Origin of the sequence: Polaribacter marinus (assembly GCF_022662535.1) — a bacterium.
Classification (GTDB): domain Bacteria; phylum Bacteroidota; class Bacteroidia; order Flavobacteriales; family Flavobacteriaceae; genus Polaribacter; species Polaribacter marinus.
The window spans coordinates 149,775-176,667 of the sequence record NZ_JAKQYM010000003.1 but is presented as its reverse complement, the minus strand read 5'-3'; the positions used below and the strand labels follow the sequence as shown (position 1 = coordinate 176,667).

22 protein-coding genes are annotated in these 26,893 nt (G+C 29.7%); 17 read left to right on the top strand and 5 right to left on the bottom strand.

Going from position 1 to position 26,893, the window contains the following annotated elements; genetic code table 11:
• Positions 1 to 278: 278 nt before the first annotated feature.
• The 14 genes from MC378_RS05870 to MC378_RS05805 all read left to right on the top strand — a co-directional run bounded on the left by MC378_RS05870 (position 279) and on the right by MC378_RS05805 (position 20,425).
• The gene (locus MC378_RS05870; protein WP_242177817.1) at positions 279 to 2,237 is read left to right on the top strand and encodes a tetratricopeptide repeat-containing sensor histidine kinase; all 1,959 of its coding nucleotides are present in this window, start codon (positions 279 to 281) and stop codon (positions 2,235 to 2,237) included.
• 230 nt (positions 2,238 to 2,467) lie between these two features.
• Complete coding sequence (locus MC378_RS05865) at positions 2,468 to 5,194, top strand: T9SS type A sorting domain-containing protein (protein WP_242177816.1); 2,727 nt, start codon at positions 2,468 to 2,470, stop codon at positions 5,192 to 5,194.
• Between the two features lie 179 nt (positions 5,195 to 5,373).
• On the top strand, positions 5,374 to 5,991 hold the full coding sequence (locus MC378_RS05860; protein WP_242177815.1) for a response regulator transcription factor: 618 nt from the start codon (positions 5,374 to 5,376) through the stop codon (positions 5,989 to 5,991).
• 222 nt (positions 5,992 to 6,213) lie between these two features.
• On the top strand, positions 6,214 to 9,063 hold the full coding sequence (gene polA / locus MC378_RS05855; RefSeq protein WP_242177814.1) for a DNA polymerase I: 2,850 nt from the start codon (positions 6,214 to 6,216) through the stop codon (positions 9,061 to 9,063).
• A gap of 10 nt (positions 9,064 to 9,073) precedes the next feature.
• Positions 9,074 to 9,880, top strand: a complete 807-nt coding sequence (locus tag MC378_RS05850; RefSeq protein ID WP_242177813.1) for an N-acetylmuramoyl-L-alanine amidase — start codon at positions 9,074 to 9,076, stop codon at positions 9,878 to 9,880.
• A 3-nt stretch (positions 9,881 to 9,883) separates the two neighbouring features.
• A complete protein-coding gene (locus MC378_RS05845) occupies positions 9,884 to 11,554 on the top strand; it encodes an RluA family pseudouridine synthase (protein ID WP_242177812.1) in 1,671 nt (556 codons plus the stop codon).
• Positions 11,555 to 11,587: 33 nt separating this feature from the next.
• Positions 11,588 to 13,564, top strand: a complete 1,977-nt coding sequence (locus MC378_RS05840) for an LTA synthase family protein (protein WP_242177811.1) — start codon at positions 11,588 to 11,590, stop codon at positions 13,562 to 13,564.
• A 188-nt stretch (positions 13,565 to 13,752) separates the two neighbouring features.
• Positions 13,753 to 14,208 (top strand): 50S ribosomal protein L13, encoded by a 456-nt coding sequence (rplM, locus tag MC378_RS05835; RefSeq protein WP_242177810.1) that lies wholly within the window; start codon positions 13,753 to 13,755, stop codon positions 14,206 to 14,208.
• Positions 14,208 to 14,594, top strand: coding sequence for a 30S ribosomal protein S9 (rpsI, locus tag MC378_RS05830; RefSeq protein ID WP_242177808.1), 387 nt, complete (start codon positions 14,208 to 14,210; stop codon positions 14,592 to 14,594). Before rplM ends, rpsI begins: the two co-directional genes overlap by 1 nt.
• Positions 14,595 to 14,740: 146 nt before the next feature.
• Positions 14,741 to 15,553 (top strand): 30S ribosomal protein S2, encoded by an 813-nt coding sequence (gene rpsB / locus MC378_RS05825; RefSeq protein WP_242177806.1) that lies wholly within the window; start codon positions 14,741 to 14,743, stop codon positions 15,551 to 15,553.
• A 27-nt stretch (positions 15,554 to 15,580) separates the two neighbouring features.
• Positions 15,581 to 16,552 (top strand): translation elongation factor Ts, encoded by a 972-nt coding sequence (gene tsf, locus MC378_RS05820; protein WP_242177805.1) that lies wholly within the window; start codon positions 15,581 to 15,583, stop codon positions 16,550 to 16,552.
• 115 nt (positions 16,553 to 16,667) lie between these two features.
• Positions 16,668 to 17,378 (top strand): UMP kinase, encoded by a 711-nt coding sequence (pyrH, locus tag MC378_RS05815; protein WP_242177804.1) that lies wholly within the window; start codon positions 16,668 to 16,670, stop codon positions 17,376 to 17,378.
• A 26-nt stretch (positions 17,379 to 17,404) separates the two neighbouring features.
• On the top strand, positions 17,405 to 17,959 hold the full coding sequence (frr, locus tag MC378_RS05810; protein WP_242177803.1) for a ribosome recycling factor: 555 nt from the start codon (positions 17,405 to 17,407) through the stop codon (positions 17,957 to 17,959).
• A gap of 96 nt (positions 17,960 to 18,055) precedes the next feature.
• A complete protein-coding gene (locus MC378_RS05805) occupies positions 18,056 to 20,425 on the top strand; it encodes an efflux RND transporter permease subunit (RefSeq protein WP_242177802.1) in 2,370 nt (789 codons plus the stop codon).
• A gap of 13 nt (positions 20,426 to 20,438) precedes the next feature.
• Here the strand turns inward: MC378_RS05805 and MC378_RS15440 are convergent, their stop codons facing one another.
• Together MC378_RS15440 and MC378_RS05800 are read right to left on the bottom strand one after the other, a co-directional pair.
• Entirely contained in the window at positions 20,439 to 20,630 is a 192-nt protein-coding gene (locus tag MC378_RS15440; protein WP_420851002.1) for a response regulator transcription factor, read from the bottom strand.
• A gap of 96 nt (positions 20,631 to 20,726) precedes the next feature.
• Positions 20,727 to 21,227, bottom strand: a complete 501-nt coding sequence (locus tag MC378_RS05800) for a hypothetical protein (RefSeq protein WP_242177801.1) — start codon at positions 21,225 to 21,227, stop codon at positions 20,727 to 20,729.
• Positions 21,228 to 21,418: 191 nt separating this feature from the next.
• Here MC378_RS05800 and asnS point away from each other — a divergent pair, with 191 nt between their 5' ends.
• From asnS to MC378_RS05785, 3 genes are all read left to right on the top strand, one after another.
• On the top strand, positions 21,419 to 22,852 hold the full coding sequence (asnS, locus tag MC378_RS05795; RefSeq protein ID WP_274704107.1) for an asparagine--tRNA ligase: 1,434 nt from the start codon (positions 21,419 to 21,421) through the stop codon (positions 22,850 to 22,852).
• 84 nt (positions 22,853 to 22,936) lie between these two features.
• Positions 22,937 to 24,394: an RNA polymerase factor sigma-54 gene (gene rpoN, locus MC378_RS05790; RefSeq protein WP_242177800.1), complete on the top strand. Its 1,458-nt coding sequence runs from the start codon at positions 22,937 to 22,939 to the stop codon at positions 24,392 to 24,394.
• Positions 24,394 to 24,993, top strand: a complete 600-nt coding sequence (locus tag MC378_RS05785; protein WP_242177799.1) for a hypothetical protein — start codon at positions 24,394 to 24,396, stop codon at positions 24,991 to 24,993. Before rpoN ends, MC378_RS05785 begins: the two co-directional genes overlap by 1 nt.
• Here MC378_RS05785 and MC378_RS05780 read toward each other — a convergent pair.
• From MC378_RS05780 to MC378_RS05770, 3 genes are all read right to left on the bottom strand, one after another.
• Positions 24,988 to 25,662, bottom strand: a complete 675-nt coding sequence (locus MC378_RS05780; protein ID WP_242177797.1) for a porin family protein — start codon at positions 25,660 to 25,662, stop codon at positions 24,988 to 24,990. The two genes, MC378_RS05785 and MC378_RS05780, sit on opposite strands and share 6 nt — an antisense overlap.
• A gap of 118 nt (positions 25,663 to 25,780) precedes the next feature.
• Positions 25,781 to 26,245, bottom strand: a complete 465-nt coding sequence (locus MC378_RS05775) for an ExbD/TolR family protein (protein WP_242177795.1) — start codon at positions 26,243 to 26,245, stop codon at positions 25,781 to 25,783.
• A gap of 21 nt (positions 26,246 to 26,266) precedes the next feature.
• Positions 26,267 to 26,890 carry an ExbD/TolR family protein gene (locus tag MC378_RS05770; protein WP_242177794.1) on the bottom strand — a complete coding sequence of 208 codons (624 nt, stop codon included), beginning with the start codon at positions 26,888 to 26,890 and terminating at the stop codon, positions 26,267 to 26,269.
• Positions 26,891 to 26,893 lie beyond the last annotated feature (3 nt).

The window sequence follows — 26,893 nt, the reverse complement described above, 5'->3', positions numbered from 1 at the left end:
CATTAACAAAAAAACAACACCTAAATCAATACAGGAAAAACTTATATACTTCGAAAAACAAAGGTTTATACCTCAAAATTATAATACATCGTTGCTCCTGCTCTTTTTTTATCCAAAAAATGATAATACACAACTATATTTAATAAGAAAAATACATTTAACGAATTTTAAGACATTAACTAATAAAAACAGTTTTTTATTTTTTTATATAGAATATTCAACTATTTTAAACTCGTAAAATATGACGACATTTTATTAATTACTAAAAAACTATTTTTTTGAAACTTACTTCTCTATTTATATTCTTTTTTTGTATTCCCTCATTCATTTTTTCCCAAGAAAACACAAACAAGTTACATTCTAAAATAGATTCAATAATTCAAAATTTAGCACATTTAGAATCTCATGAAGCCCGCGTACATAATCTTGTTGAAAGTGCTAGAAAATATGGCTATGTAAGTGACACAAAAAGATTATTTGATAAAGCCATTGAAATTGCGAAACAGACCGAAGAAAAGAGACTTTTAATACAATCGTATTATTCTCTTGGTAATTATTATTACTTTAATTCAAAATTAGATTCTGCTTTATTATATAATGAAAAAGCTTATGAAAAATTACAAAATGATGATTTCCCTTTTTTAAAAGCCAAAGTTCTAAATTACAAAGGCTCTATTTATGCAAAACAAGGTAATATTATTGCAGGAATATCTATGATGTTAAAATCTAAAGATGTTCTTCAAAAAATAGACACCACTTCATTTACCGAAGAAAAAAAATACTCTTACAAGGGGCAGGATTTAGTCTTAAATAACTCATTAGCAAATTTTTACAATCAAATGGACGATTATGAAGATGCTCTATTTTATTATGATGAAGCTTATAAAACTGCTTTAAGTATGGGAGCGAGTGTTAATGCAGGGGTTATTCTATCTAATAAAGGTGATTTGCTTTTAAATTTTAATAAAATACCTGAAGCAATTAAAGCTTTAGAACTTGGGAAGAAACTAAAAATTGAAGGAAAGGGACATCCACGATCCATGGCTAGCTCCGACTTAAACTTAGCAAAAGCATATTTAAAGAATGAAGACTATAAAAAGAGTGCACTATTTTTAAAAAAAGCACACGATTATTATACAGCAAATCATTTAGAGAATATGTTGGCTTTTACTTATGATCTTCGTGGTGCACTATTTTTAAAACAAGAAAAATATACCGAAGCCATCCAAGATGGTGAGAAAGCACAGGAATTAGCACAAAAATACGAGTATTTAGAAACCTATATGAATGCATGTGAGTGTTTATATCTAGCAAACAAAAAATTACATTTATATGATGCAGCTCTTTTAAACCATGAAAAATACCTTGAAGCTAAAGATTCCATATTCAATAAAAAAAATATAAAGAAACAAACGCAATTAGAAATGCAGTTTGCTTTTGACAAAAAACAAGAAGTACAAAATATAGAAGCAAAGAAAAAAGAAAAACAACGTAACTTGTATTTAATATTAGCCATTATAGGTTTAATTTTAGCCTCTTTACTTGCCTTTTTATATTACAAAAACAGAAAAAAGAATCAGTTGCTTGCACAACAAAAAGTGCTTTTAGAAAGTACTGTTAATGATAAAAACATTCTTCTAAAAGAAATTCACCATCGTGTAAAAAATAATTTGCAAACTATTTCTTCTTTATTAAGTTTACAACAGCGTCAAATAAGTGATAAAAAAGCTTCACAGGCTATGCAAGAAGGACGAGATCGAGTAAAGGCAATGGCATTAATTCATCAAAATTTGTATCAAGATACAGACCTTATTGGTGTTCAAATTGATGGGTATGTAAATAAACTAGCCAAGAGTTTGGTTAAAAACTACGAAACCGAGAACAAACCTATAACGCTTAATTTAAATGTAGTTCCTATAAAATTAGATGTAGATACTATTATCCCTTTAGGATTAGTAATTAATGAGCTGATTAGCAATGCTTTAAAGTATGCTTTTACAACACAAAGTTCGGGTACTATTAATATTCAGTTAACTTATAAAAACAACACTCTTACCTTATCGGTTTCTGATAATGGAAAAGGATTGCCAGATAGCTTTGACATTAATAAAATTTCTAGTTTAGGGTTTAGACTAATAAAAGCTTTTAGCGATAAATTAAAAGCCGAAATGCAAATTAACTCGACCAATCAGGGTGCAAAAATTGTATTAATTATACCCAACATAGTCTTAAATTAAAATATAAAATACTTACACATTAAAAAAAAAGGAAGCATTACCTGTTATAACAGGTAATGCTTCCTTTTTTATTTTAAACAAAAAATGCCCCAAGAAAGTATAAAAATCTAGAAATAAAGCTAACACCATGTCCAAAAACAATTAAATATCACCCAAAAGGGTGAGCTACCTCTATTAGCCTTTAATTAATTTTGTTGTTAAGAAACAACATTAACAAAAACACCTATTTTATGATGAAGAAATTACTTTTTTTACTAACTTTAGTTAGTTTACCTGCAATTGCGCAAACCACCTATGTGCCAGATGATAATTTTGAACAATATTTAATAGACAGTGGTTATGATGATATTTTAGATGATTACGTACTTACTGCAAACATAAGCAGCGTTACTAACTTAAGTATGTATAATAAAAATATTGAAGATTTAACCGGTATTGAAGATTTTGAAGCATTAGAAAGATTAACCTGTTCTAATAATACTGCGCTTACGAGTATAGATGTAAGTAGTAATTTAAATTTAACAAACCTAAGCGCTGGAGGGACAGCTATTATTAGCTTAGATGTAAGTAATAATACAGCATTAGAGAGCTTACACATAGGAGGTACTAATATAAACACCATAGACTTAAGTCATAATCCGGCATTAATTAATTTGTATATTCATAATACGGATATTGTTAATATAGATTTAAGCCATAATCCAGCACTAAAAGCTATAGACTGTTATAATACACCTATTACCAACTTAGATTTAAGTAACAATCCAGCATTAGAAAGATTAACGAGTTACTTAACTTCTTTAAACAGTTTAGATGTAAGTAATAATCCTGTATTAGAAGATTTAAATATTAATTACAACTCTTCCATTAGTATTTTAGACGTAAGTAATAATCCGGCACTAAAAAAAATACAGTGTGCTGAAACCTCCATTACTAACCTTGATTTAAGTAATAATCCTTTACTAGAAACTTTAAACTGTAATTCTACTCCCGTTAGAATTTTGAATGTAAGTAATAGTACAGCATTAAAATCTTTAAATTGTAGTTCTACTTCAATAAGTAGTTTAGATTTGAGTAATAACCCTGCGTTGGAGTCTTTTACAGCAAATAATATAAGTGACTTAGAACAAATAAATATTAAAAATGGTTCTAATACTACTATAAGCACTTTTAGTCTTAGTGGTAATACTAATTTAACTTGTGTTGAAGTAGATGATGTAGCTTATAGTACAACTAACTGGACAGCTATAAATAATGCATCAGTGTATAGCGCTAACTGTTATACACAGCCAACCACCTACGTTCCAGACGATAATTTTGAACAAGCTTTAATAACCCTTGGGTATGATACTGTATTAGATGATTACGTGCTTACAGCCAATATTACCGGAATAACAAGCTTAGAAATACATAGTGAAGATATTTCAGATTTAACAGGTATAGAAGATTTTGTAGCCTTAGAAGAATTAAGATGTAATAATAATAATATTAGTAATTTAGATGTTAGTAATAATACTTTATTAGAAAATTTATATTGTAATGATAATCCTATTACCAGTTTGATTGTTAGTAACAATCAATTAATAAAAGATTTAAAATGCTACAACACTAATATTAGCACTCTAGATTTAAGTAATAACCCTGCATTAGAATCTTTAGAATGTTATAATACTTCTCTTAATGTTATAGCTGTATCTGCTAATCCATTATTAGAAACGGTAAGATGTCAAAATAATAGTAATTTAACATACTTAAATATAAAAAACGGAAATAATACTACTGTAACTACTTTTATTGCTAACAACAATCCTAATTTAACATGTGTTCAAGTAGATGATGTTACTTTTAGCACAAATAACTGGACGAGTATTCCTGATGTTGCTCTTTATTCCGAAAATTGTTTCTTAGAAATAAGTACCTATATCCCAGATGATGAATTTGAAAATGCCTTAATTTATTTAGGTTATGATACTGTATTAGATGATTATGTACCTACTGCAAATATTTCTGGAGTAACAAGCTTAAATCTAAATCACAAAAACATTTCAGATTTAACAGGTATAGAAGATTTTGTAGCATTAGAAGAATTAAGATGTAGTGCTACTAATATTAGTAGTCTAGATTTAAGTAATAATACTGCGTTATCTTATTTAAGTTGTTATGGTACATCATTAGAAAATTTAGATGTTAGCAACAATACATTATTAGAATATTTAGATTGTAGTTATAACGATTCGCTTATTAGCGTAGATGTAAGTGATTTAACAGCATTAACTCATGTTAATTGTAGTTATAGTGAGTTGCTTAATAGCCTAAATTTAAGTTACACCAATTCAATAGAAACTTTATATTGTAACAATACAGCTCTTACTAGTTTAGGTATGCCTAGTTCATTAATTAAATTAAGAGCAATGAACACACCTCTTAGCAATATAGGTTTTAGTAATAGCCCTGCGTTAGAAGATATAGATTGTGGTAATACAGCTCTTACTGTTGTAGATTTAAGTAGTAACCCTGCGCTAATAAATATATCTCTTTATAATAATAATTTAACCGAACTAAACGTTAAAAATGGAGCTAATACCAATATTAATTATTTCAATACTATAGGTAATCCTAACTTAAGCTGTATTGAAGTAGATGATGTAAATTACAGTACAACAAATTGGGAAACTATTGATAACACTTCGATTTTTAGCGAAAATTGTTCGAGCTTAAGCGTAGATCAGCTAAGTTTAAACGAGTTCGTATTATACCCAAATCCAGCAACAGATATTTTTAATGTGACTTCTAATCAACCAATCACTAGAATGGAACTGTTTGATATTTCAGGAAAACGTGTTTTACAAACAAGCAATGCCACTCAAGTAAATATTAGTGAGTTACAACCTGGTTTCTATCTATTACGTATTTTTAGTGAGAATACAAAGACCGTTAAAAAACTTATTATTAAATAAACAATAACACTTAAAAATCATGTCTTGTTTAAATGCAACTTCTATTTAAACAAGATATGTTTTTTTTATAAATTAATACCGTTTTTACAATAAAGTACCTGTAGCTTTTATTACTCAGCAACAACTTATATCTTTACATTTAAACCCTTTTATACCTTTACACCTTAAAGTAAAACCCTATGAGTAAAATTCATGTGCTTATTGTTGAAGACGACCCTTTTATTGCAGAAGATATAAGGGAAGCACTAACCAATGTAGATTATAATGTAGTAGCGGTAGCTCATAACAAAACAGATGCCATTAATGCACTTGAAGAAACATCTCCAGACATCGCTTTACTCGACATTAATCTTGGTGATAATCTAGACGGTATTTTAATTGCCGAAACCATCAACACAGAGTTTCAAATTCCGTTTCTATACCTTACCTCCTATTCTAACAGAGAAATTCTTAACAAAGTAAAACACACCCTTCCAATGGGTTATATTGTGAAACCTTTTGATGAAGCAGACCTGTTTTCTGCCATAGAAATAGCAGTTTCAAATTATTATCAATTTAATAAAACAGAGGCTTTACATATCGAATTAATTAATAATGCCATTCCTAATACACTAACTCAAAAAGAATTTGAGGTTTTAAAAGACATCTATCAGGGAAAAACTAACAATCAAATGGCTAATGATCATTTTGTAAGTATCAACACCATTAAAACACACATTAAAAAAATCTACGAAAAACTAGATGTACACTCCCGTTCTGAAGCTATTGTAAAAATAAGAGTTCTTTTAAATCAATAAAATCACGTCTTTCTCCTGCATTGAACAAATAAGAATTTCCTAATTTAACAACTGCGATTTCTATACTCCCTATTGATCCTGCCTCCTTTAATGGTAACTAAAAATTTTTCATTTTTTTAAAATCACTCGAAATCACATTTACGTGCTTTTTAAAATTTCTAGCACAATATAAACTTATAAACGCATAAGTTTTTGTAAATTTATAACTTCAATATTTTTACAATGTCAGATCAAAAAAGAGTTTTTTTAGTAGATGCTTTTGCATTAATTTTTAGAGGATATTATGCATTTATTAAGAACCCAAGAATCAATTCTAAAGGATTAGATACTTCTGCAATTATGGGTTTTATGAATTCTCTTTTAGACGTTATTAAACGAGAAAGACCTGATCATTTAGCAGTTTGTTTTGATAAAGGTGGAAGTGTAGACAGGGTAGAAATGTTTGAAGCTTACAAGGCCAACAGAGATGAAACTCCAGAAGCAATTAAATTAGCGGTCCCTTACATTCAAGAAATTTTAAAAGCCATGCATATTCCTATTATGGTTAAAGAAGGGTTTGAAGCAGATGATGTTATTGGAACACTTTCCAAACAAGCAGAAAAAGAAGGCTACAAAACCTATATGGTAACTCCAGACAAGGATTTTGCTCAATTAGTTTCTGAAAATATTTTTATGTACAAACCACGTTTTGGTGGTGGCTATGATATTTGGGGAGTTCCGGAAGTACAAGAAAAATTTGGAGTAGAAACCCCAGAACAAGTCATCGATTTTTTGGGAATGATGGGAGATTCTGCTGATAATATCCCCGGTTTACCTGGAGTTGGAGAAAAAACAGCTAAGAAATTTTTAGCTGCTTATGGCTCTATGGAAAACCTTTTTGCAAATACACATGAGCTAAAAGGAAAAATGAAAGAAAAAGTAGAGGGAGCAAAAGAATTAGGATTACTATCTAAGCAATTGGCCACAATAATGTTAGATGTTCCGGTAACTTTTGATGCCAAAGACTTTGAATTAGATCAACCAGACAAAGAAAAAGTAACGGAGCTTTTTAACGAATTAGAGTTCAGAAATTTATTAACGAATTTTTTACGAACTTTTGCCGTAGAAAATGCAGAAAAATCAAATTCTGTAGAAAACCCTAAAAAAGAAACACCTAAAACTACCACAGCAAAAGTAACGACAAGTCCAGAGGGTCAATTTGATTTATTTGCCGCTCCCGGAAGCGGATCTGTTTCTGAAGAAGCAATTGCATCTGGTTTTAAAACAATTAAAGATACCAATCATTTTTATCAACATATAGATTCTCCTTTTGCTAGAAAATTATTACTAAAAAAATTAATGGAGCAAACTTCGGTTTGTTTTGATACAGAAACTACCGGTTTAAAAGCATTGGAAGTGGAATTAATTGGAATAGCTTTTTCCTATGAAATTGGTAAAGGATATTATGTTTCTTTCCCAGAAGATCAAAAAGAAACAAAAGCAATTTTAGAAGAATTTAGACCATTTTTTACATCCGAAGGAATTGAAAAAATTGGTCATAATATAAAATATGATATTAAGGTTTTATCGAATTATGAAATGCCTGTAAAAGGCAAGTTGTTTGATACGATGATTGCTCATTATTTGATCAATCCAGATATGCGCCATAATATGGATATATTGGCAGAAACCTATTTGAATTATCAACCCGTTTCTATTGTAGATTTGATTGGTAAAAAAGGAAAGAATCAACTTTCTATGCGTGTTGTTCCTATTGCAGATCAAACTGAATATGCGGTAGAAGATGCAGATATTACCTTTCAATTAAAACAACTTTTTACGAGTGAGTTAGAAAGTGGCAATGTAACCAACCTTTTTAATGATATTGAAACTCCTCTGGTTTCCGTTTTAACCGCCATGGAAATTGAAGGAATTAACATCAACATCGATTTCTTAAAAGAATTATCTGTTGCTCTAACAGAAGACATTGATAGACTTGAAAAAAATATTTACGAACAGGCAGGAGAAGAATTTAATATTGCTTCCCCAAAACAATTAGGAATTGTGTTGTTCGAAAAAATGGAATTGGTTAAAAAACCTAAAAAGACAAAAACCGGTCAATATAAAACAGGAGAAGATATTTTATCATTCTTAGCAAAAGATCATAAAATTATTAGAGATATTCAAGAATATCGTCAGTATAAAAAATTACAAAGCACGTATGTAGATGCATTGCCAAATGAAGTAAACCCGAAAACAGGCAGAATTCATACAGAATACATGCAAGCAGTTGCAGCAACAGGACGTTTAAGCTCTAACAATCCTAACTTACAGAATATTCCAATAAGAACAGAACGTGGAAGAGAAGTTAGAAAAGCATTTATCCCTAGAGATGAAAACTATGTTTTGCTAGCGGCAGATTATAGTCAAATTGAATTGAGAATTATTGCAGCTTTAAGCGAAGAAGAAACTATGATAAATGCTTTTAAAAATGGAGAAGATATTCATGCTTCTACGGCAGCAAGAGTTTTTAATGTTCCTTTAGATGAAGTTTCTCGTGAACAAAGAAGTAACGCAAAAACAGTAAACTTTGGAATTATTTATGGTGTTTCTGCCTTTGGTTTAAGCAATCAAACAGATTTGTCTAGAAGTGAAGCCAAAGAATTAATTGACACTTATTACGAAACCTATCCAAAATTAAAAGCATATATGTCTGCTCAAGTAGATTTTGCAAGAGAACATGGTTATGTGGAAACCGCTTTAAAAAGACGCCGATATTTAAAAGATATTAATTCTAGAAATGCAATGGTTAGAAGTGGTGCAGAAAGAAATGCTGTAAATGCTCCCATACAAGGTTCTGCTGCGGATATTATAAAACTAGCGATGATTAATATTTACAATCGTTTTGAAAAAGAAAACTTTAAATCGAAAATGCTTCTACAAGTACATGATGAATTGGTTTTTGATGCCCATAAAGACGAAATAGAAATCATTAGACCTATTATTAAATACGAAATGGAAAATGCTTTTAAAATGAGTGTTCCTTTAGATGTAGAAATTGATTTAGGTGAAAACTGGCTAGAAGCACATTAAAAACTTAAAAATGAAATATTTAAAATTATTGATTATCCTATTTGTATTCAGCTCTTGTTCCAAAAATATTTATAGAATATCAGAAAAAACATATAACAACCAAGCTAAAAAATTAGGTAATTCTCTTGGTAAGATTAAACAAGACACTATAAAAAACAGGACAACAAATGTGATAAAATCTCAAAATTTTAATTTGAGAAAACCAAACCTAATTGTTATTCATCACACTGCTCAAAACAGTTGTAGTCAAACTTACAGAACCTTTGCTCTAAAACGCACACAAGTAAGTTCTCATTATGTAATTTGTGATGACGGAACCACTACGCAAATGCTAAACGACCTTGTAAGAGGTTGGCACGCAGGAGGTGGAAGTTGGGGTAAAAACACAGATATAAATAGCGTTTCTATAGGAATAGAATTAGATAACAACGGCAAAGAACCTTTTTCATACGCACAAATTAATAGCCTTGTTTTTTTACTTCAAAAACTAACAAAAAAATATAAAATACCAATGCAAAATATTGTTGGACATTCCGATATTGCTCCAGGTAGAAAAACAGATCCTAGCGCACTATTTCCTTGGAAAGCATTATCCGATAGTGGCTTGGGAATATGGTATGATGAAGAAAAACTAAATACAGTTAAACTACCTTTAAACTTTAACTCAACTTTTGCTTTAAAATATATTGGCTATAACACCAAAAACCTAAAAAATGCCATTTATTCTTTCAAACTGCATTTTAACTCGGATGAAGTATCTCATGAATTGACAGAAAAAGATAAAAAAATATTATTTTTATTAATGGATAAAATTTAATTTTTGACTCATTTTCAATATTTTAAAACTGATATTTCTAGAATAGAACTTCCAGAAAAATTTACGTTTCCTTTTTACTATGTTCCACATAAACTTGCTAAAATTGCAAGCAACGAACTACAAGAGTATTTAGAAACACAAGAAGATTTTAATCATAACTTTGGTTTTGACGAATCTATAAAAGAAATAGCAATTGGTAAAATGTTTGGTGTTTTAGTAGTTAAAAACACTAAAAACGAAATAGGCTATTTAGCAGCATTTTCAGGAAAATTAGCAGATAATAGCTGTCCTAAAAAATTTGTTCCTCCTGTTTTTGACTTAAGAACTTCAGGTAGTTTTTTCTTGAAAGGAGAAGAAGAAATCAATAAAATCAATGCAAAAATTGATATTTTACAAAAAGACAAAACCTACCTACAATTAAAAGAAGAAGTTAAAAAATTATCAAAAGAAATTGAAGATGATCTAGAACTACAAAGAAAGAAGATGAAAATTTCTAAAAACAATAGAAAATTTAGAAAAAATGAAGGAAAACTAAATCTATCAAAAAACGATTATAATTTATTACTTAAGAAATTAGAACAAGAAAGTTTTAATGATCAATTTTTTTACAAAGAATTAGTAATTTATTACGAAGCAAAAATTAAAAAGAATAAAAAACAATTTCTAAATTTTGAGGCTGAAATCCATCAACTTAAAAAACTACGAAAAGAAAAATCTGCATTCTTACAAAAAACATTGTTTGAAAAATTTCAGTTTTTAAATCAACAAAAAAAAAACAAAGCCTTAATAGAAATTTTTAATGACCCAAACATAAAGTCACCTGCAGGATCTGGTGAATGTGCTGCCCCAAAATTATTACAATATGCTTTTTTAAATAATTTAACTCCTCTTTGTATGGCAGAGTTTTGGTGGGGAAAATCGCCAAATTCAGAAATTAGAAAACATAAAAATTTTTATCCTGCTTGCCAAAGTAGGTGTAAACCTATTCTTACTCACATGTTAAGTGGTATTAAAATGGATAAGAATTTACTAATTGAAAACACCAACAAAAATCAAGATTTAGAAATAATTTTTGAAGATGATGTTTTAATTGTTGTAAACAAACCAGCAGAGTTTTTATCTGTTCCAGGAAAAGAAATCACAGATTCTGTTTATACAAGAATTAAAGAAAAATACCCAGATGCCACTGGACCATTAATTGTACATAGGTTAGACATGTCAACATCCGGAGTTTTAGTATTAACCAAAACAAAAGAAGCAAATAAAATATTGCAAAGTCAGTTTATAAATAGAACCGTAAAGAAACGATACATTGCTTTATTAAGTGGTACTATCTCAAAACCCAAAGGAAAAATTAGTTTACCACTTCGGGTAGATTTAGATGACAGACCAAGACAATTGGTATGTTTTGAACACGGTAAAAAAGCAGTCACGAAATGGGAAATCATTGAACAAAAAAACAACACCACACGTGTTTATTTTTATCCTATTACTGGAAGAACACATCAACTGAGAGTGCATGCCGCACATAAAAATGGTTTAAATACACCAATTGTTGGCGATGATTTATATGGGATAAAAAAAGACAGATTACATTTACATGCTGAGTTTATTGAGTTTAACCACCCTACTTCTAATAAAAAAATATCTTTTACAATAAAGCCTTCATTTTAAAGACTTAGTAATATTTATTACATTGCAAAACTTATGCTAAAAATCAACCAACTACTTTTCCCAAAAAGGTTTCAATTATTAAAAACCTTTGGCCTTACTTTTTTAGTCTTTTCTTTTATTGTTAGAGTGTGTTTATACTTCTTTTCTTTAAACTATATTGACTTTTCAATCATTAATTTGATAAAAATTTTTGGTATTGGTTTATTTTATGACATTGGATCATTATTATATTTCTTGGCATTATATGCTATTTATTTATTATTAATTCCTACAAAACTTTACGGAAGTAAATTCGATAAAATCATTACAAAATTTAGTTACGGATTATTTCTATTTATAACAATTTTTTCTTTTTTAGCAGAAATTCCTTTTTGGCAAGAATACCAACGTAGGTTTAATTTTATTGCAGTAGATTATTTACTTTACACATATGAAGTTATCGAAAATATTCATCAAAGCTTCCCTTTGCCTTTATTGATTGGGTTAATTATTTTTATTCTCATTTTATCTATTCGATTTGCAAAAAAAAGAAATGCTTACAAGCAAGTCTTTAACAACTCCGACTCTTTTAAAACCAAACTAATTCCTACCTCAATTATCCTTTTAGTTTTAGCTTTATTTCACTTCAACATCAAGAATACACAAGCTGAAAACTTTAAAAATATAAACGAAAACGAGTTAGCAAAATCCGGTTTGTATTCATTCTTTGCTGCATATAAAAGTAACGAGTTAAACTTTAAAGATTTTTATAACACAATCCCTTCCACAGAAAATTACGCTATAATAAGAGACCTTATAAAGGCAAATAATGATAGCTTAATAACAAATAAAAAAGACATTAAACGATTTGTAACAAACACAGGAGAAGAACAAAAACCAAATGTAATTTTTATTGGTTTAGAAAGTTTAAACGCTCGTTTTATGGAGCGTTTTGGTAATGATAAAAACTGGACACCTGCTATTGATTCTATAGCAAAAGAATCAATTTTATTCACTAACCTATATGCAACCGGAACGCGAACTATAAGAGGTATGGAGGCAATTAGCTTAGCAATTCCACCTACCCCTGGAAGAAGTATTGTAAAAAGAGAAAACAACGACAATCTATTTACTATTGGTGAAATTTTTAAAGAAAAAGGATATACCAGAACATTTATTTATGGTGGCGATGGTCATTTTGATAATATGACAAAATACTTTAGCTATAATGGATTTGATATTGTTGATAGAAAAAAACCTCATCGATTAAAAGAAAAATTACCCACAAAAAGAGTTCGAATAGAAGACAATGAAGTTAGTTTCGAAAATGCTTGGGCAGCTTGCGATGGAGACGTCTTTAAAAAACTATTAGAAGTTGCCGATAAACAATATAAAAGCAAACAACCCTTCTTTAATTTTATGATGACTAGTTCTAATCATCATCCCTATTCATTTCCAAAAGGAGTTATAACCTCTGATGAAAAAACAAGAGAAAATGCAGTTAAATATGCCGACAAATCTTTTGAAGAATTCTTCGAAAAAGCAAAAAACAAACCATGGTTTAAAAACACCGTTTTTGTAGTAATATCAGACCATTGTGCCTATAGTGCAGGTAGAACCGAAATCAATGTTAAAAACCATCATATTCCTGCTTTTATTTTTAACTTAAAAAATAAAACTCCTCAAGAAATAGATAAATTATCCTCCCAAATTGATGTTTTTCCTACACTTTTTGGATATTTAAACTGGAGCTATAACACAAATGTTTTTGGAACAGACATTTCTAAAATGACCACAAAAGATGAACGTGCTTTTATTGGAAACCATAGAAAAGTGGGTCTTCTAAAACCCAATAAACTTTTAATATTAGAAACACAAAAACATCATTCTACATATCAATGGAATAAAAAAGAAAACAAACTTACCCCAATCCAAACCGATTCTGTTTTCTTAAAAGAAACCATATCATATTATCAATCTGCTTACGAACTATTTAAAAATGGCGGATTAAAAATTGATCCTAAAAAATAAATCCCTTCACAAAAAAACTTATTTCTTAATTTCATTTTTATAACATAGCTACACTTTTAAGAACCATTCAATTAGATTTAAAAATATTCTAAAACACTATTTGTCAATCAAATAAAAAGCGGTACATTTGCACTCCTTTTTTAAGGAAAACACAAATTATTAATAGAACAAAAACTAATAGTGTAATTATGAACACATTAAGTTACAAAACAGTATCAGCAAACAGCGCTACCGTAAACAAGGAGTGGGTTTTAGTTGATGCAGACGGGCAAACGTTGGGTCGTCTAGCTTCTAAAGTAGCAAAGCTAATTAGAGGTAAATACAAACCAAACTTTACTCCTCACGTAGATTGTGGAGACAACGTGGTGATTATCAACGCAGAAAAAATTACCTTAACTGGAAAAAAATGGACTGACAAGTCTTACATCCGTCATACGGGATATCCAGGAGGTCAAAGATCGCTTACAGCAACAGAAATGTTTGAGAAAGATCCTACAAGATTAATCGAAAAAGCTGTAAAAGGAATGTTACCTAAAAATATTTTAGGAGCAGCTTTATACAGAAACTTGTATGTATATGCAGGTGGTGAGCACAAACACGCAGGTCAAGAACCTAAAGCTATTAACCTTAACGATCTTAAATAATGGATACAGTTCACAAAATCGGTAGAAGAAAAACTGCTGTTGCTCGTATATACCTATCTGAAGGAAGCGGTAACATTACAGTTAACAAGAAAGATTATAAAAGTTACTTTACAACAGGAACTTTACAATATAAAGTACAACAACCATTAATGTTAACAGAAAACTTAGAGTCTTACGACATCAAAGTAAATGTTTATGGTGGTGGTGTAACAGGACAAGCAGAAGCAATTCGTTTGGCTATTACAAGAGCTTTAGTTGCTATCAACGAAGAGCACAGATTGGTATTAAAACCAGAAGGCTTATTAACTCGTGACCCAAGAATGGTTGAACGTAAAAAATTCGGTCAGAAAAAAGCACGTAAAAAATTCCAATTCTCGAAACGTTAATATTGCGCAGAATTTATTCTGCACTTTATTATATCGAGAACTGTTATTATATAATTTAATATTAAACAGTTTAGCATCTAAATATATAAGACTCGAAAGACTACTTGTATATTGATTTCAAAACAGAAAGTAAACACATTTAAAAAATGGCAAACGTAAACATTCAAGAGTTATTAGACAATGGTGTTCATTTTGGACACTTAACTAGAAAATGGAATCCAAACATGGCTCCATACATTTATACAGAAAGAAATGGTGTACACATCATTGACTTGTATAAAACAGCAGCAAAAATAGAAGAAACTTCAGAAGCTTTAAAAAAGATTGCAAATTCTGGACGTAAAATTTTATTCGTTGCTACTAAGAAACAAGCAAAAGACATCGTTGCAGAAAAAGCAAAAGCAGTAAACATGCCTTTCATTACAGAAAGATGGCCTGGAGGAATGTTAACAAATTTTGTTACTATTAGAAAAGCTGTTAAAAAAATGGCTCAAATTGATAGAATGAAACAAGATGGTTCTTTTGACGCATTGTCTAAAAGAGAGAAATTACAAATCAATCGTCAGAGAGAAAAATTAGAAAAGAATTTAGGTTCTATTTCAGATATGACTCGTTTACCTGGTGCATTATTTGTAGTAGATATTAAAAAAGAGCACATTGCAATTGCAGAAGCTCAAAAATTAAACATTCCTATTTTTGCAATGGTAGATACAAACTCTGATCCAAGATTAGTAGATTTTGTAATTCCTGCAAATGATGATGCTTCTAAGTCTATAGACAAAGTATTATCTTTTGTAACTGATGCAATAGCAGAAGGTTTATCAGATAGAAAAGCAGACAAAGAAAAAGTAAAAGAAGTTGCAGCTCCAAAAGCAGAAAAAGCAACTCCTAAAGTTAAAGAAGCAAAGGTTGAAGAGCCTAAAGCTGAAATAACTGAAACTCCTGCTGAAGAAAAATAATAAGTATAATTAAAAAATATAAATAACATGGAAACAGTAAAGATTAGTGCTGCTGATGTTAAAAAATTAAGAGAGGCAACTGGAGCTGGAATGATGGACTGTAAAAAGGCATTAGTAGAAGCTGCTGGAGATTTCGACAAAGCAATTGATATTTTACGTAAAAAAGGTCAAAAAATTGCTGCAAAAAGAGCTGATAGAGAATCTACAGAAGGAGTTGCAGTAACAAGAATTAATGACGATAAAACTGCAGGTGTTGCAATCGTTTTAGCTTGTGAAACTGATTTTGTTGGTAAAAACGAATCTTTCGTTGAATTAGCTGGTCAATTTGCAGACATCGCTTTAAACTCTACAGATAAAGAATCTTTCTTAGCTGCTGATTTTGGTGGAATGACTGTTGCTGATAAATTAGTTGAACAAACTGGTGTTATTGGAGAAAAGTTAGACATTACTGCATTTGAAAAAATTGAAGCTGCATATGTTGGTGCTTATACTCACATAGGTAAAATTGCTGCCTTAGTTGGTTTGTCTGCTGTTGTAGATAACGCAGAAACTTTAGCTAAAGATGTTGCAATGCAAGTTGCTTCAATGGGAGCTACAACTTTATCTTATAAAGATTTTGACCCTGCATATGTTGCTGCTGAAACAGAAGCAAGAATTGCTGTGATCGAAAAAGATAATATTGAATTAGGAAGATTAGGGAAAACATTGAAAAATGTTCCTCAATTTATTTCTATGTCTCAGTTATCTGATGAGGTTTTAGCTAAAGCTGAAGAAGCTGCTAAAGCTGAATTAGCTGCAGAAGGAAAACCAGAAAAAATCTGGGATAGAATCTTACCTGGAAAAATGGAAAGATTTATTTCTGACAACACAACTTTAGATATGGAACAATGTCTTTTAGACCAATCTTTTATTAAAGATGAAAAGAAAAATGTTGCTCAATACGTTAAAACGTATGGTGATGTTGAAATTTCAACTTTCAAAAGAGTTACTTTAGGATAAGTATCCTACTAAATATACTTTTAAAAAAGCCTCGCATCATGCGAGGTTTTTTTTATTTATGAAAAAAAGGAAAATCAAAAAAAATACGTAGTTTTGCACAACTTTCAACAAAACTATGCAATACAAAAGAATTCTTTTAAAATTAAGTGGAGAAGCCTTAATGGGCGATAGACAATATGGTATAGACCCAAAACGTTTATCTGAATACGCTAAAGAAATAAAACAAGTTATTGCAAAAGGCATAGAAGTCGCCATTGTTATTGGTGGTGGAAACATCTTTAGAGGAGTTGCAGGAGCAGCAAACGGCATGGATCGTGTACAAGGAGATCACATGGGGATGTTAGCAACCTGTATTAACGGTTTAGCATTACAGAGTGCACTTGAAGATGAAGATGTGCACACACGCTTGCAAACAGCTTTAGAAATTAAAGAAGTTGCAGAACCTTATATTAAAAGAAAAGCAATTCGTCATTTAGAAAAAGGAAGAGTTGTTATTTTTGGAGCAGGAACGGGGAATCCTTATTTTACAACAGACACAGCTGCTGTTTTACGTGCAATAGAAATAGATGCAGATGCTATTTTAAAAGGAACTCGCGTAGATGGAATCTACAACGTAGACCCAGAAAAAGACAAAAATGCCATTAAGTTTGAAACGATTACTTTTAAAGATGTAATTAAAAAAGGCTTAAAAGTAATGGATATGACAGCATTTACATTAAGTGAAGAAAATAAATTACCAATTATAGTTTTTGATATGAATACTAATGGAAACTTACTAAAACTAGTATCAGGAGATAAAATTGGAACTATAGTTAATAATCAATAATCAAAATCTTTAAATTATTAGGGGAGATGAACGAAGAAATTGAATTTATATTAGATACGGCTAAAGAGGCTATGAATAATGCCATAGAGCATTTAATAAAAGAATTACGCTCAATTAGAGCAGGTAAAGCAACACCTGCAATGCTTGGAACTGTAATGGTAGATTATTATGGTTCTCAAACACCATTAGGTCAAGTAGCAAACGTTAGTACACCAGACCCAAGAACTATTGCCATACAACCTTGGGAAAAAAATATGTTGCAAGAAATTGAAAGAGCAATTCAATTAGCCAATTTAGGATTTAACCCGATGAATAATGGAGACATTATTATGATTAATGTTCCACCATTAACAGAAGAAAGAAGACGTGGTTTAGCAAAACAAGCTAAAGCAGAAGCAGAGCATGCTAAAGTTGGTATTAGAAATGCAAGAAAAGATGCAAATAACGATATCAAGAAAACTGACGTTTCTGATGATATGAAAAAAATTGCTGAAGACAACGTTCAAGAATTAACAAATACATTTGTTAAAGAAATAGACGATAAATTCTCTATCAAAGAGAAAGAAATAATGACCGTATAATTTCTTTAAAATCATTTAAAAAGAGTGTTTTTAAAACACTCTTTTTTTGTTTATAACAGTTCTACAATTTAATTACCTTTGCTTAAATTTTTCTAAATGAATTTCTGGACAAAAGTTGCTGGTTTAATTTTAAGAAACCGCTACTTGGTTTTATTGTGTATTGCCATCATTACTGGGTTATTAGCCTCTCAGATGAAGTATATGAAATTCTCCTATACAGAGGCAAACTTATTACCAGAAAATCATGAAGCAAATTTAGAGTACAATAAGTTTCTAGAAATATTTGGTGAAGAAGGAAACCTTGTCATTCTTGGCATTAAAGATTCAACTGTTTTTACACCCAAAAAATTCAATGCTTGGAACAAACTTGTCGATGAATTTGATGATTTAGAAGAAATCGATTTTACCCTTTCTATTGCTGATGTACAAAAACTAAAAGCAGATAGAAAAAAAAGAAAATTTGTTTTAGAACCTTTATATGAAACAGAACCCAAAAGTTTAAAAGAAGTTTCAGAAATAAAAAAACAACTTTTTGAAAAATTACCTTTTTATGATAATCTTCTTTTTAATAAAGAAACAGGTACTTTACAAACTGCTATCTACATTAAAAAAGAAATCATAAACACCCCTAAACGAAGAGATTTTATTTTTGACAAGCTAATACCTAATATAGAAAAATTTGAGAAAGACAACAATGTAGATGTTCGAATTTCTGGAATGCCCTATATTAGAACATTAAATGCACAAAATATTCAAGATGAAATCATACTTTTTGTTGTAGGTGCACTGGGTATTACAGCTATTATCTTCTTTTTCTTTTTTAGATCGTTTAGAGCAACCTTTATTACTCTTTTAGTTGTTTTAATTGGTGTAATTTGGGCATTTGGATTTATTGGCTGGTTTCGATATGAAATCACCGTTTTATCTGCATTAATACCTCCATTAATTATAGTTATTGGTGTTCCAAATGCAGTTTTTCTTATCAATAAATATCAGCAAGAAATAAAAAAACACGGTCAGCAAGCTAAAGCTTTACAGCGTGTAATAACTAAAGTAGGTAATGCTACTTTAATGACCAATATTACAACAGCATCTGGTTTTGCTACTTTTGTATTTGTAAAAAGTAATTTGTTACGTGAATTTGGAATTTTAGCTTCTGTAAACATTGTTAGTATTTTTATTTTAGCACTGTTAATTATTCCTATTATTTACAGTTTTATGCCGCTTCCAAAGAAGAAACATTTGAATCATCTTGAAACAAGATGGATTGAGAATGTAGTAAATTGGATGGAAAAAACGGTAAAAGATCATCGTATTGCCATATACTTTGCTACAGTTATTGTTATTATGGCAGGTATAATTGGTGTATACAAAATTAGAGTTTCTGGAAGTCTAATAGAAGATATGCCAAAAAGCAAACAATTTTATAAAGACATAAAGTTTTTTGAGAGAGAGTTTGGAGGAATTATGCCCTTAGAAATTTTAATCGACACAAAAAAAGACAAAGGTGTTATGAAATTATCCACTTTAAAAAAGATGGATAAAATCAATGAAACTATAGAATCATTTCCTGAATTGTCAAAACCTATCTCGGTAGTAAATCTTGTAAAATACTCTAAACAAGCATATTACAAAGGAAACCCTAAATATTATCAATTACCTACAAATCAAGAACAAAGCTATATTTTTTCTTATACCAAAAACTCTAATAGTGAGGCTGGAATGCTAAAAAACTTTGTAGATTCTACTGGAAGATATGCAAGAATCACAACCTTTATGAAAGATATTGGTACAGATAAAATGAATGTAATTCAAGAAAGATTACAGGCCGTAATCAAAAAAGAATTTCCTTCAGAAAAATATAAAGTTACAATCACAGGAAAAGCATTGGTATTTATAAAAGGGACGAATTATCTAATAAATAATTTAGTGATTTCACTATCATTAGCCATTCTTTTAATTGCACTTTTTATGGCCTGGATGTTTCGATCTCCACAAATGATTTTAATTTCACTTTTACCAAACATACTTCCACTGTTAATAACTGCTGGTTTAATGGGGTATTTTGACATCCCTATAAAACCATCAACCATTTTAGTCTTTAGTATTGCATTTGGGATTTCTGTAGATGATACAATTCATTTCTTAGCAAAATACAGACAAGAACTCATCACGAATAAATGGCGAGTAAAACAATCTGTTTATGCAGCTTTACGAGAAACAGGAGTAAGCATGTTTTATACTTCTATCGTTTTGTTTTTTGGTTTTTTAACTTTTACCCTATCTAGTTTTGGTGGTACAATTGCATTAGGTGGTTTGGTTTCTATTACCTTGCTTTTGGCAATGGTTTCTAATTTACTTTTACTACCTTCTTTATTGTTAACTTTTGAAAAAAAGATTGCAAATAAGAAAGTATTCAAAGAACCTTCTATAAGAATTTTACCCCCTAAAGAAGATAAAGAATAATTATTTGAGATGATTACTTTGATTGAAAAGCATTGCAATACTTTATCAGTTCATTTGTGGTTTGGACCTCGAGTTTTCTTTTAATCTTCTTCCAATGCTCTCTTAATGTATGTGTCGATATAAAAAGCTTTTCTGCAATTTCTTTCTGTTTTTCTCCTTTCGATAGATATTTTAAAACTTCCTTTTCTCTTTTCGTTAAAGACAAATATTTATCTATATTAGATTTAATGAAATCATTTTCATCAAGAATATTTTTAAAAGATTTTATTGTATCTACAATTTCAGATGCCGGTTTTTTTAACTAAATTATAGCTTTTCCATTAGCATCTAAACCTTTATATAAAATTTCTGTTTTTAAATTCTTTTGGGGAGCTAGTTCTAGTTTATGATCTAACCAATTTCTTGCATCTTGTTCTGTAGCAAAATGTTTTGGTTTAAAAACACTAGGATTGGGTTCATCAAACACCCCCATAACTTCCATATGAGATAACACATCTTTACCAACAACAAAAGCAATGGGATGAAAACCATCCTTATCTACCTTAACATAGCCTGCTTTAAATCTAGGTTTTAAAATATTTTCTTCTACCCACAATTTAGTAGAATTATCTATTTGATGAGTAAAATTTTGTTGTAACCAAATTATTTGAGTTGGGTTAAATTTCTTTAAGCTTTCTAAATAATTCAACAATTCATTTTTAAATGAAGCTAAATCTTTCGGAGTAGAGTTCCAAAAATTAATAAACCTATTATTTTCTTCTTCAAATGCAATAGATAAATACTCACCTTGATAAACTTTCATACAGTAATAAAAATCTTTTATTTATAATAAAAAAACAAAAATTATGGTTTTAGTAAATATACAAAAAAGATAAAATAAAAATTATTAATCATAAATTCCCATATCTCTTAAATATCATTGCTCATCTTACATCAAAAAAGTATCTTTGCATTTCAAATTTTGCCTAAAAGAAGGCATATTTTATTTTAAAGATGATGAAAAGTAACGTTGCCGAAATTTTAAAATCGGATACATTTTTACAAGAAGTAACCTTAAAAGGTTGGGTTAGAACTTTTAGAAGCAATCGTTTTATTGCTCTAAATGATGGTTCTACAATAAAAAACATTCAATGTGTAATCGATTTTGAAAACACGGAAGAAGAAACTCTAAAAAGAATTACCACAGGAGCTGCAATTGAAGTAAAAGGAACCTTAACAGAAAGTCAAGGTAGAGGACAATCTGTAGAAATTCAAGTTTCTAATATTGAAATTCTAGGAGATTCTAATGCAGATGAATACCCTATTCAACCTAAAAAACACAGTTTTGAGTTTTTAAGAGAAAATGCACATTTACGTGTAAGAACAAATACATTTAGCGCAGTAATGAGAGTGCGATCTAAACTATCATTTGCAGTGCATAAATATTTTCAAGAAAATGGTTTTAATTATGTAAACACTCCAATTGTTACCGGTTCTGATGCTGAAGGTGCAGGAGAAATGTTTAGAGTTACCACGTTTGAAGATAATAAAGCTCCATTAACAGAAGATGGAAATATAGATTATACCAAAGACTTTTTCGGAAAAGAAACAAACCTAACTGTTTCGGGGCAATTAGAAGCAGAAACCTTTGCAATGGCACTAGGTAAAGTATATACTTTTGGTCCTACTTTTAGAGCAGAAAACTCTAACACAACTCGTCATTTAGCAGAATTTTGGATGATAGAACCTGAAGTTGCCTTTATGGATTTAGATGGTAATATGGATTTATCTGAAGATTTCATTAAATCTGTTTTAAGCTATGTTTTAGAACACTGTAAAGACGATTTAGAGTTTTTAGACCAACGCTTAACCCAAGAAGAAAAAAGCAAACCACAAGCTGAAAGAAGTGATATGAGTTTGTTAGAAAAACTACAATTTGTAGTTGATAACAACTTTAAAAGAGTTTCTTACACAGAAGCTATAGATATTTTACGCAATTCAAAACCAAACAAAAAGAAGAAATTTCAATTCCCAATTAATGAATGGGGAGCAGATTTACAGTCTGAACACGAGCGGTTTTTAGTTGAAAAACACTTTAAATGTCCGGTAATCTTATTCGATTATCCAGCAAATATTAAAGCATTTTACATGCGTTTAAATGAAGATGGAAAAACTGTAAGAGCAATGGATGTACTTTTTCCTGGTATTGGAGAAATCGTTGGAGGTTCTCAAAGAGAAGAACGTTATGATGTTTTAGTTGACAAGATTAAAGCTATGGGAATTGATGAAAAAGAACTTTGGTGGTATTTAGATTTACGTAAATTTGGTACAGCTGTTCATTCTGGTTTTGGATTAGGATTTGAACGCTTAGTACAATTTGCAACAGGAATGGGAAATATTAGAGACGTAATTCCATTCCCTAGAACACCACAAAACGCAGAGTTTTAAAAAAAACATAAAACTTACTATTCTAAAACGTCATTCCTAACAGAATGACGTTTTTATTTTAACCGATTTCATATATTTGTCTATATGCTAAAACAAAGTTTACATTATAAACTCTTACAGAAATTATCTCCTCAACAAATTCAGTTGATGAAGTTAATTCAATTGCCTACGCAAGCTTTTGAAGAACGACTAAAACAAGAAATTGAAGAAAATCCTGCATTAGATACTGGTAAAGAAGAAATGGATTCTATTGATGATGACATGTCTAACGAGTTTGATGATACTGGTACCGAAAAAATTGATGCTGAAGACATTAATATTGATGAATATTTAAGTGATGATGAAATTCCTAGCTATAAAACTCAAGCCAACAATTATTCTTCTGATGATGAGGAAAAAAATGTGCCTTATGCAGCAGGAACAAGTTTTCATCAATCCTTAAAAAATCAATTAAATACATTTAGATTAAACGAAGAAGAAAAATCAATTGCAGAATTTTTAGTTGGCAGTATAGATGATAGTGGCTATATAAGAAGAAATATTATTGATCTAGTAGATGATTTAGCATTTACTGCAAATGTATTTACTACAGAAGAAAAAGTGATTTCTGTTTTAACCAAAGTGGTACATACCTTAGACCCAGTTGGTGTTGGGGCAAGAGATTTAAAAGAATGCTTAATTATTCAATTAAAGGCAAAAGAGAATACTAAAATCAGGTCTTTAGCTATAGAAATCTTAGAAAATGCATTTGACCATTTTGTAAAAAAACATTATAAAAAATTACAAGAAAAATTCAATATCTCTGAAGAAGAACTAAAAGAAGTTAATAAAGAAATCTCTAAATTAAATCCAAAACCAGGAAGTTCTTATGCCGGTAATAATAAAATTGCAGAACAAATTGTTCCAGATTTTTCTATTAAAATTTTAGATGGCGAGCTCGACTTAACATTAAATTCCAGAAATGCTCCAGAATTGCATATCTCTAGAGAATACAACAACATGTTAAAAGGTTACCAAGAATCTACTGTAAAGAATAAATCACAAAAAGATGCAGTATTCTTTATTAAACAAAAATTAGATGCTGCTAAATGGTTTATAGATGCCATAAAACAACGTCAACAAACATTGTTAGTAACTATGAATACAATTATGCATTATCAATATGATTATTTTTTAACGGGTGATGAGCGCAAGTTAAAACCAATGATCTTAAAAGATATTGCTGATAAAATAAAAATGGATGTCTCTACAGTTTCTAGAGTTGCAAACAGTAAATATGTTTCTACACCCTATGGTACAAAACTGATTAAGGAATTCTTTTCTGAATCTATGAAAAATGATCAAGGAGAAGATGTATCTACAAAAGAAATAAAGAAAATATTAGAAACTGTTGTAACAGAAGAAAATAAGAAAAAACCTTTGACAGACGAAAAACTTGCTGCCATCTTAAAGGAAAAGGGTTATCCAATTGCAAGAAGGACGGTTGCAAAATATAGAGAACAATTAGACTTGCCCGTTGCTCGTTTACGTAAAGAAATTTAGTGAATTTTCACAAATTAATATCAATAATATTACATCCAATAGTAATCCCAACTATTGGAGTAATGCTCTATTTTTTATTAATTCCTAATAACTTTAATAGCAATCAAAAACTAGCTATTTTGGGACTTGTTTTTACCATAACTTATTTGGTCCCATTATTAATTTTAGTAATCTTTAAAAAACTAAAACTTATAAAATCCTTTCAAACAGAAAGTATCAGAGAGCGTAAAATACCCGTAATGTTAATGATAATTTTATTTTATCTATTAGCTAGTACAATGAATAACATTCCAAACTTAAGAGATTTAGGATTACTTTTTTTTGCAACTTCTCTAGGGTTACTTTTTATTTATTTATTTTTTGCATTTAAAATAAAAGTAAGCATTCACATATTATCTCTTGGTATTTCTACTGGTTTTTTCTTGGTTTTAAGCAATATATACTCGCAAAACTTCACCTTTTTAATAATTATATTATTATTACTTTCTGGTATATTAGCAAGTGCTAGATTGCATTTAAATGCTCATACCAAAAAAGAAGTTTATTTGGGTTTTTTTATAGGTATGATTTCCCCTTTTTTGATTTACTATTTTTTATAGAATATAAAAAATCAACCCAAATTTCAACACTTTAGTATTGATGTTTTCTCCGTTAATATTTCCATTTTTAAAAATAGGAGTTAACCCATAAAAAACATTAATATTAAACTCATCATATCCTGCCGACAAGGTTAAACCATACTGTAGTTTGTTAAAATCAGAAATATTTTTGTATGAATAATCTATAGCATTATGTTCAAACTCAAACTTATTAGATACGTTATATAAAAATTTAATTCCTGTATAAATACGCCAAAAGCTATATTTATTTACATTAGATGTTCTCCAACGTAATTCTAGTGGAAACTCTAAATTATGCGCTTTAAATACATTATTACTAATTGTATTATCGCTACTAAAAACAGTTTTGTTATTTATTTCTTCAACTTTTAATTCATGGTTAAAAAAATCGAAACCATACCCTACTCCTCCAGCTATAGAAACTGTACCCGATTTGTTTAAAATAATATCTTTAATAAAGCCTACTGAAATAGCATAAGAAAAATCACTTTTTGTAATTTCTTGGGGTTGGTTAAAAAATTGGGCATAAGAAATAGATGCATAAATTTGATCTTCTGCATAGCGATCTCCTAAATGGAGTGAATCTTTTTGAGCATACATAATAGAGGCACAAAAGATTGAAAAAGTAAAACTTAAAACTTTATTCATGTATAATTAAACGTATTATAAATATACAATATTTCAAAAGTATAAAGTTTATTTTTTTTAAAATAAAAAAGGGTAATTCTAAAGAATTACCCTTTTAATATATTATAATTAAAGATTTTTATTCTGCACCTTTTTGTGTAGAATAACTAACTTTAAGAGCATTTACGTCTCTTAACTTTAATCTTATATCATTAATTGTACCTACATTAGACTCTTTATCAGCTTTAATAGAAGTAGTCATAAATGGTATTTCCGCTTCAGAAACTTTTTCTCTAGAAGCCATAATAAAAGCTGGAACTTGATCTGCTGATGCAATTTTATCATTCAATTGAATCTTATTGTATCCTACTCCATCTCTATTAGGGTCTTTAGACTTACCAACGTAGATTGTAATAACTAGACTTTTATGCTCTAATTTTTTAACTTCTGTAGCACTAGGTAATCTTGGTGCTTCAATTTTTAAAGTAGTCTCTCTCATAGTTGTAGTAACCATAAAAAAGAATAATAGCATAAAAACAATATCTGGCAAAGACGCTGTATTTACAGCAGGCATTCCCTTTTTTTTCTTTTTAAATTTAGACATATTGTTTAATTTTAAAATTAATTAAGAAGTTGGTTCAGCATCAGAAATAATTTGAGGATATGCTTTCTTTATATCTTCAACTTTTTTCTTTAACTCTTCATTGTTCTTATCATCTTTATACGCTGCTTCCAATTCATTAAAAGGCATACCATATCGTTCTCTACATAATCTATTTCTTAAAACAGTATAAGCTTTAAGTAACTCATTTTGCACAATGATATATGTACCATATTCAGTACCTCTATCACTTTGAACAGAAATAATTGCTTTATTTGGATGATCAGATGAAGCATCGCTTCTTTCACCTTTACAATAGTCACAAGCTTTTCCTGGCGTACCATCTTCTCCTGGCTTACCAATTCCACCTCCGTTATCTATAAATTTAATAGCAGCATCTTTTAGTTCTTTAACATCCATTCTTTCGCCTTCAACTAAAAGCTCATTACTTCTGTTAATATTTACTTCAAAGATATTCTTCTCTTTAATTACAGGTGGTACATAATCTGCTGGTGGCTTTTCTGATAATTTCTTAGAAATACCTGAATCTACATTCATGGTAGTTGTTACTAAGAAGAAGATCAATAACAGAAAGGCAATATCAGCCATAGAACCTGCATTAATTTCTGGGTTTTCTCTTCTTGCCATAGT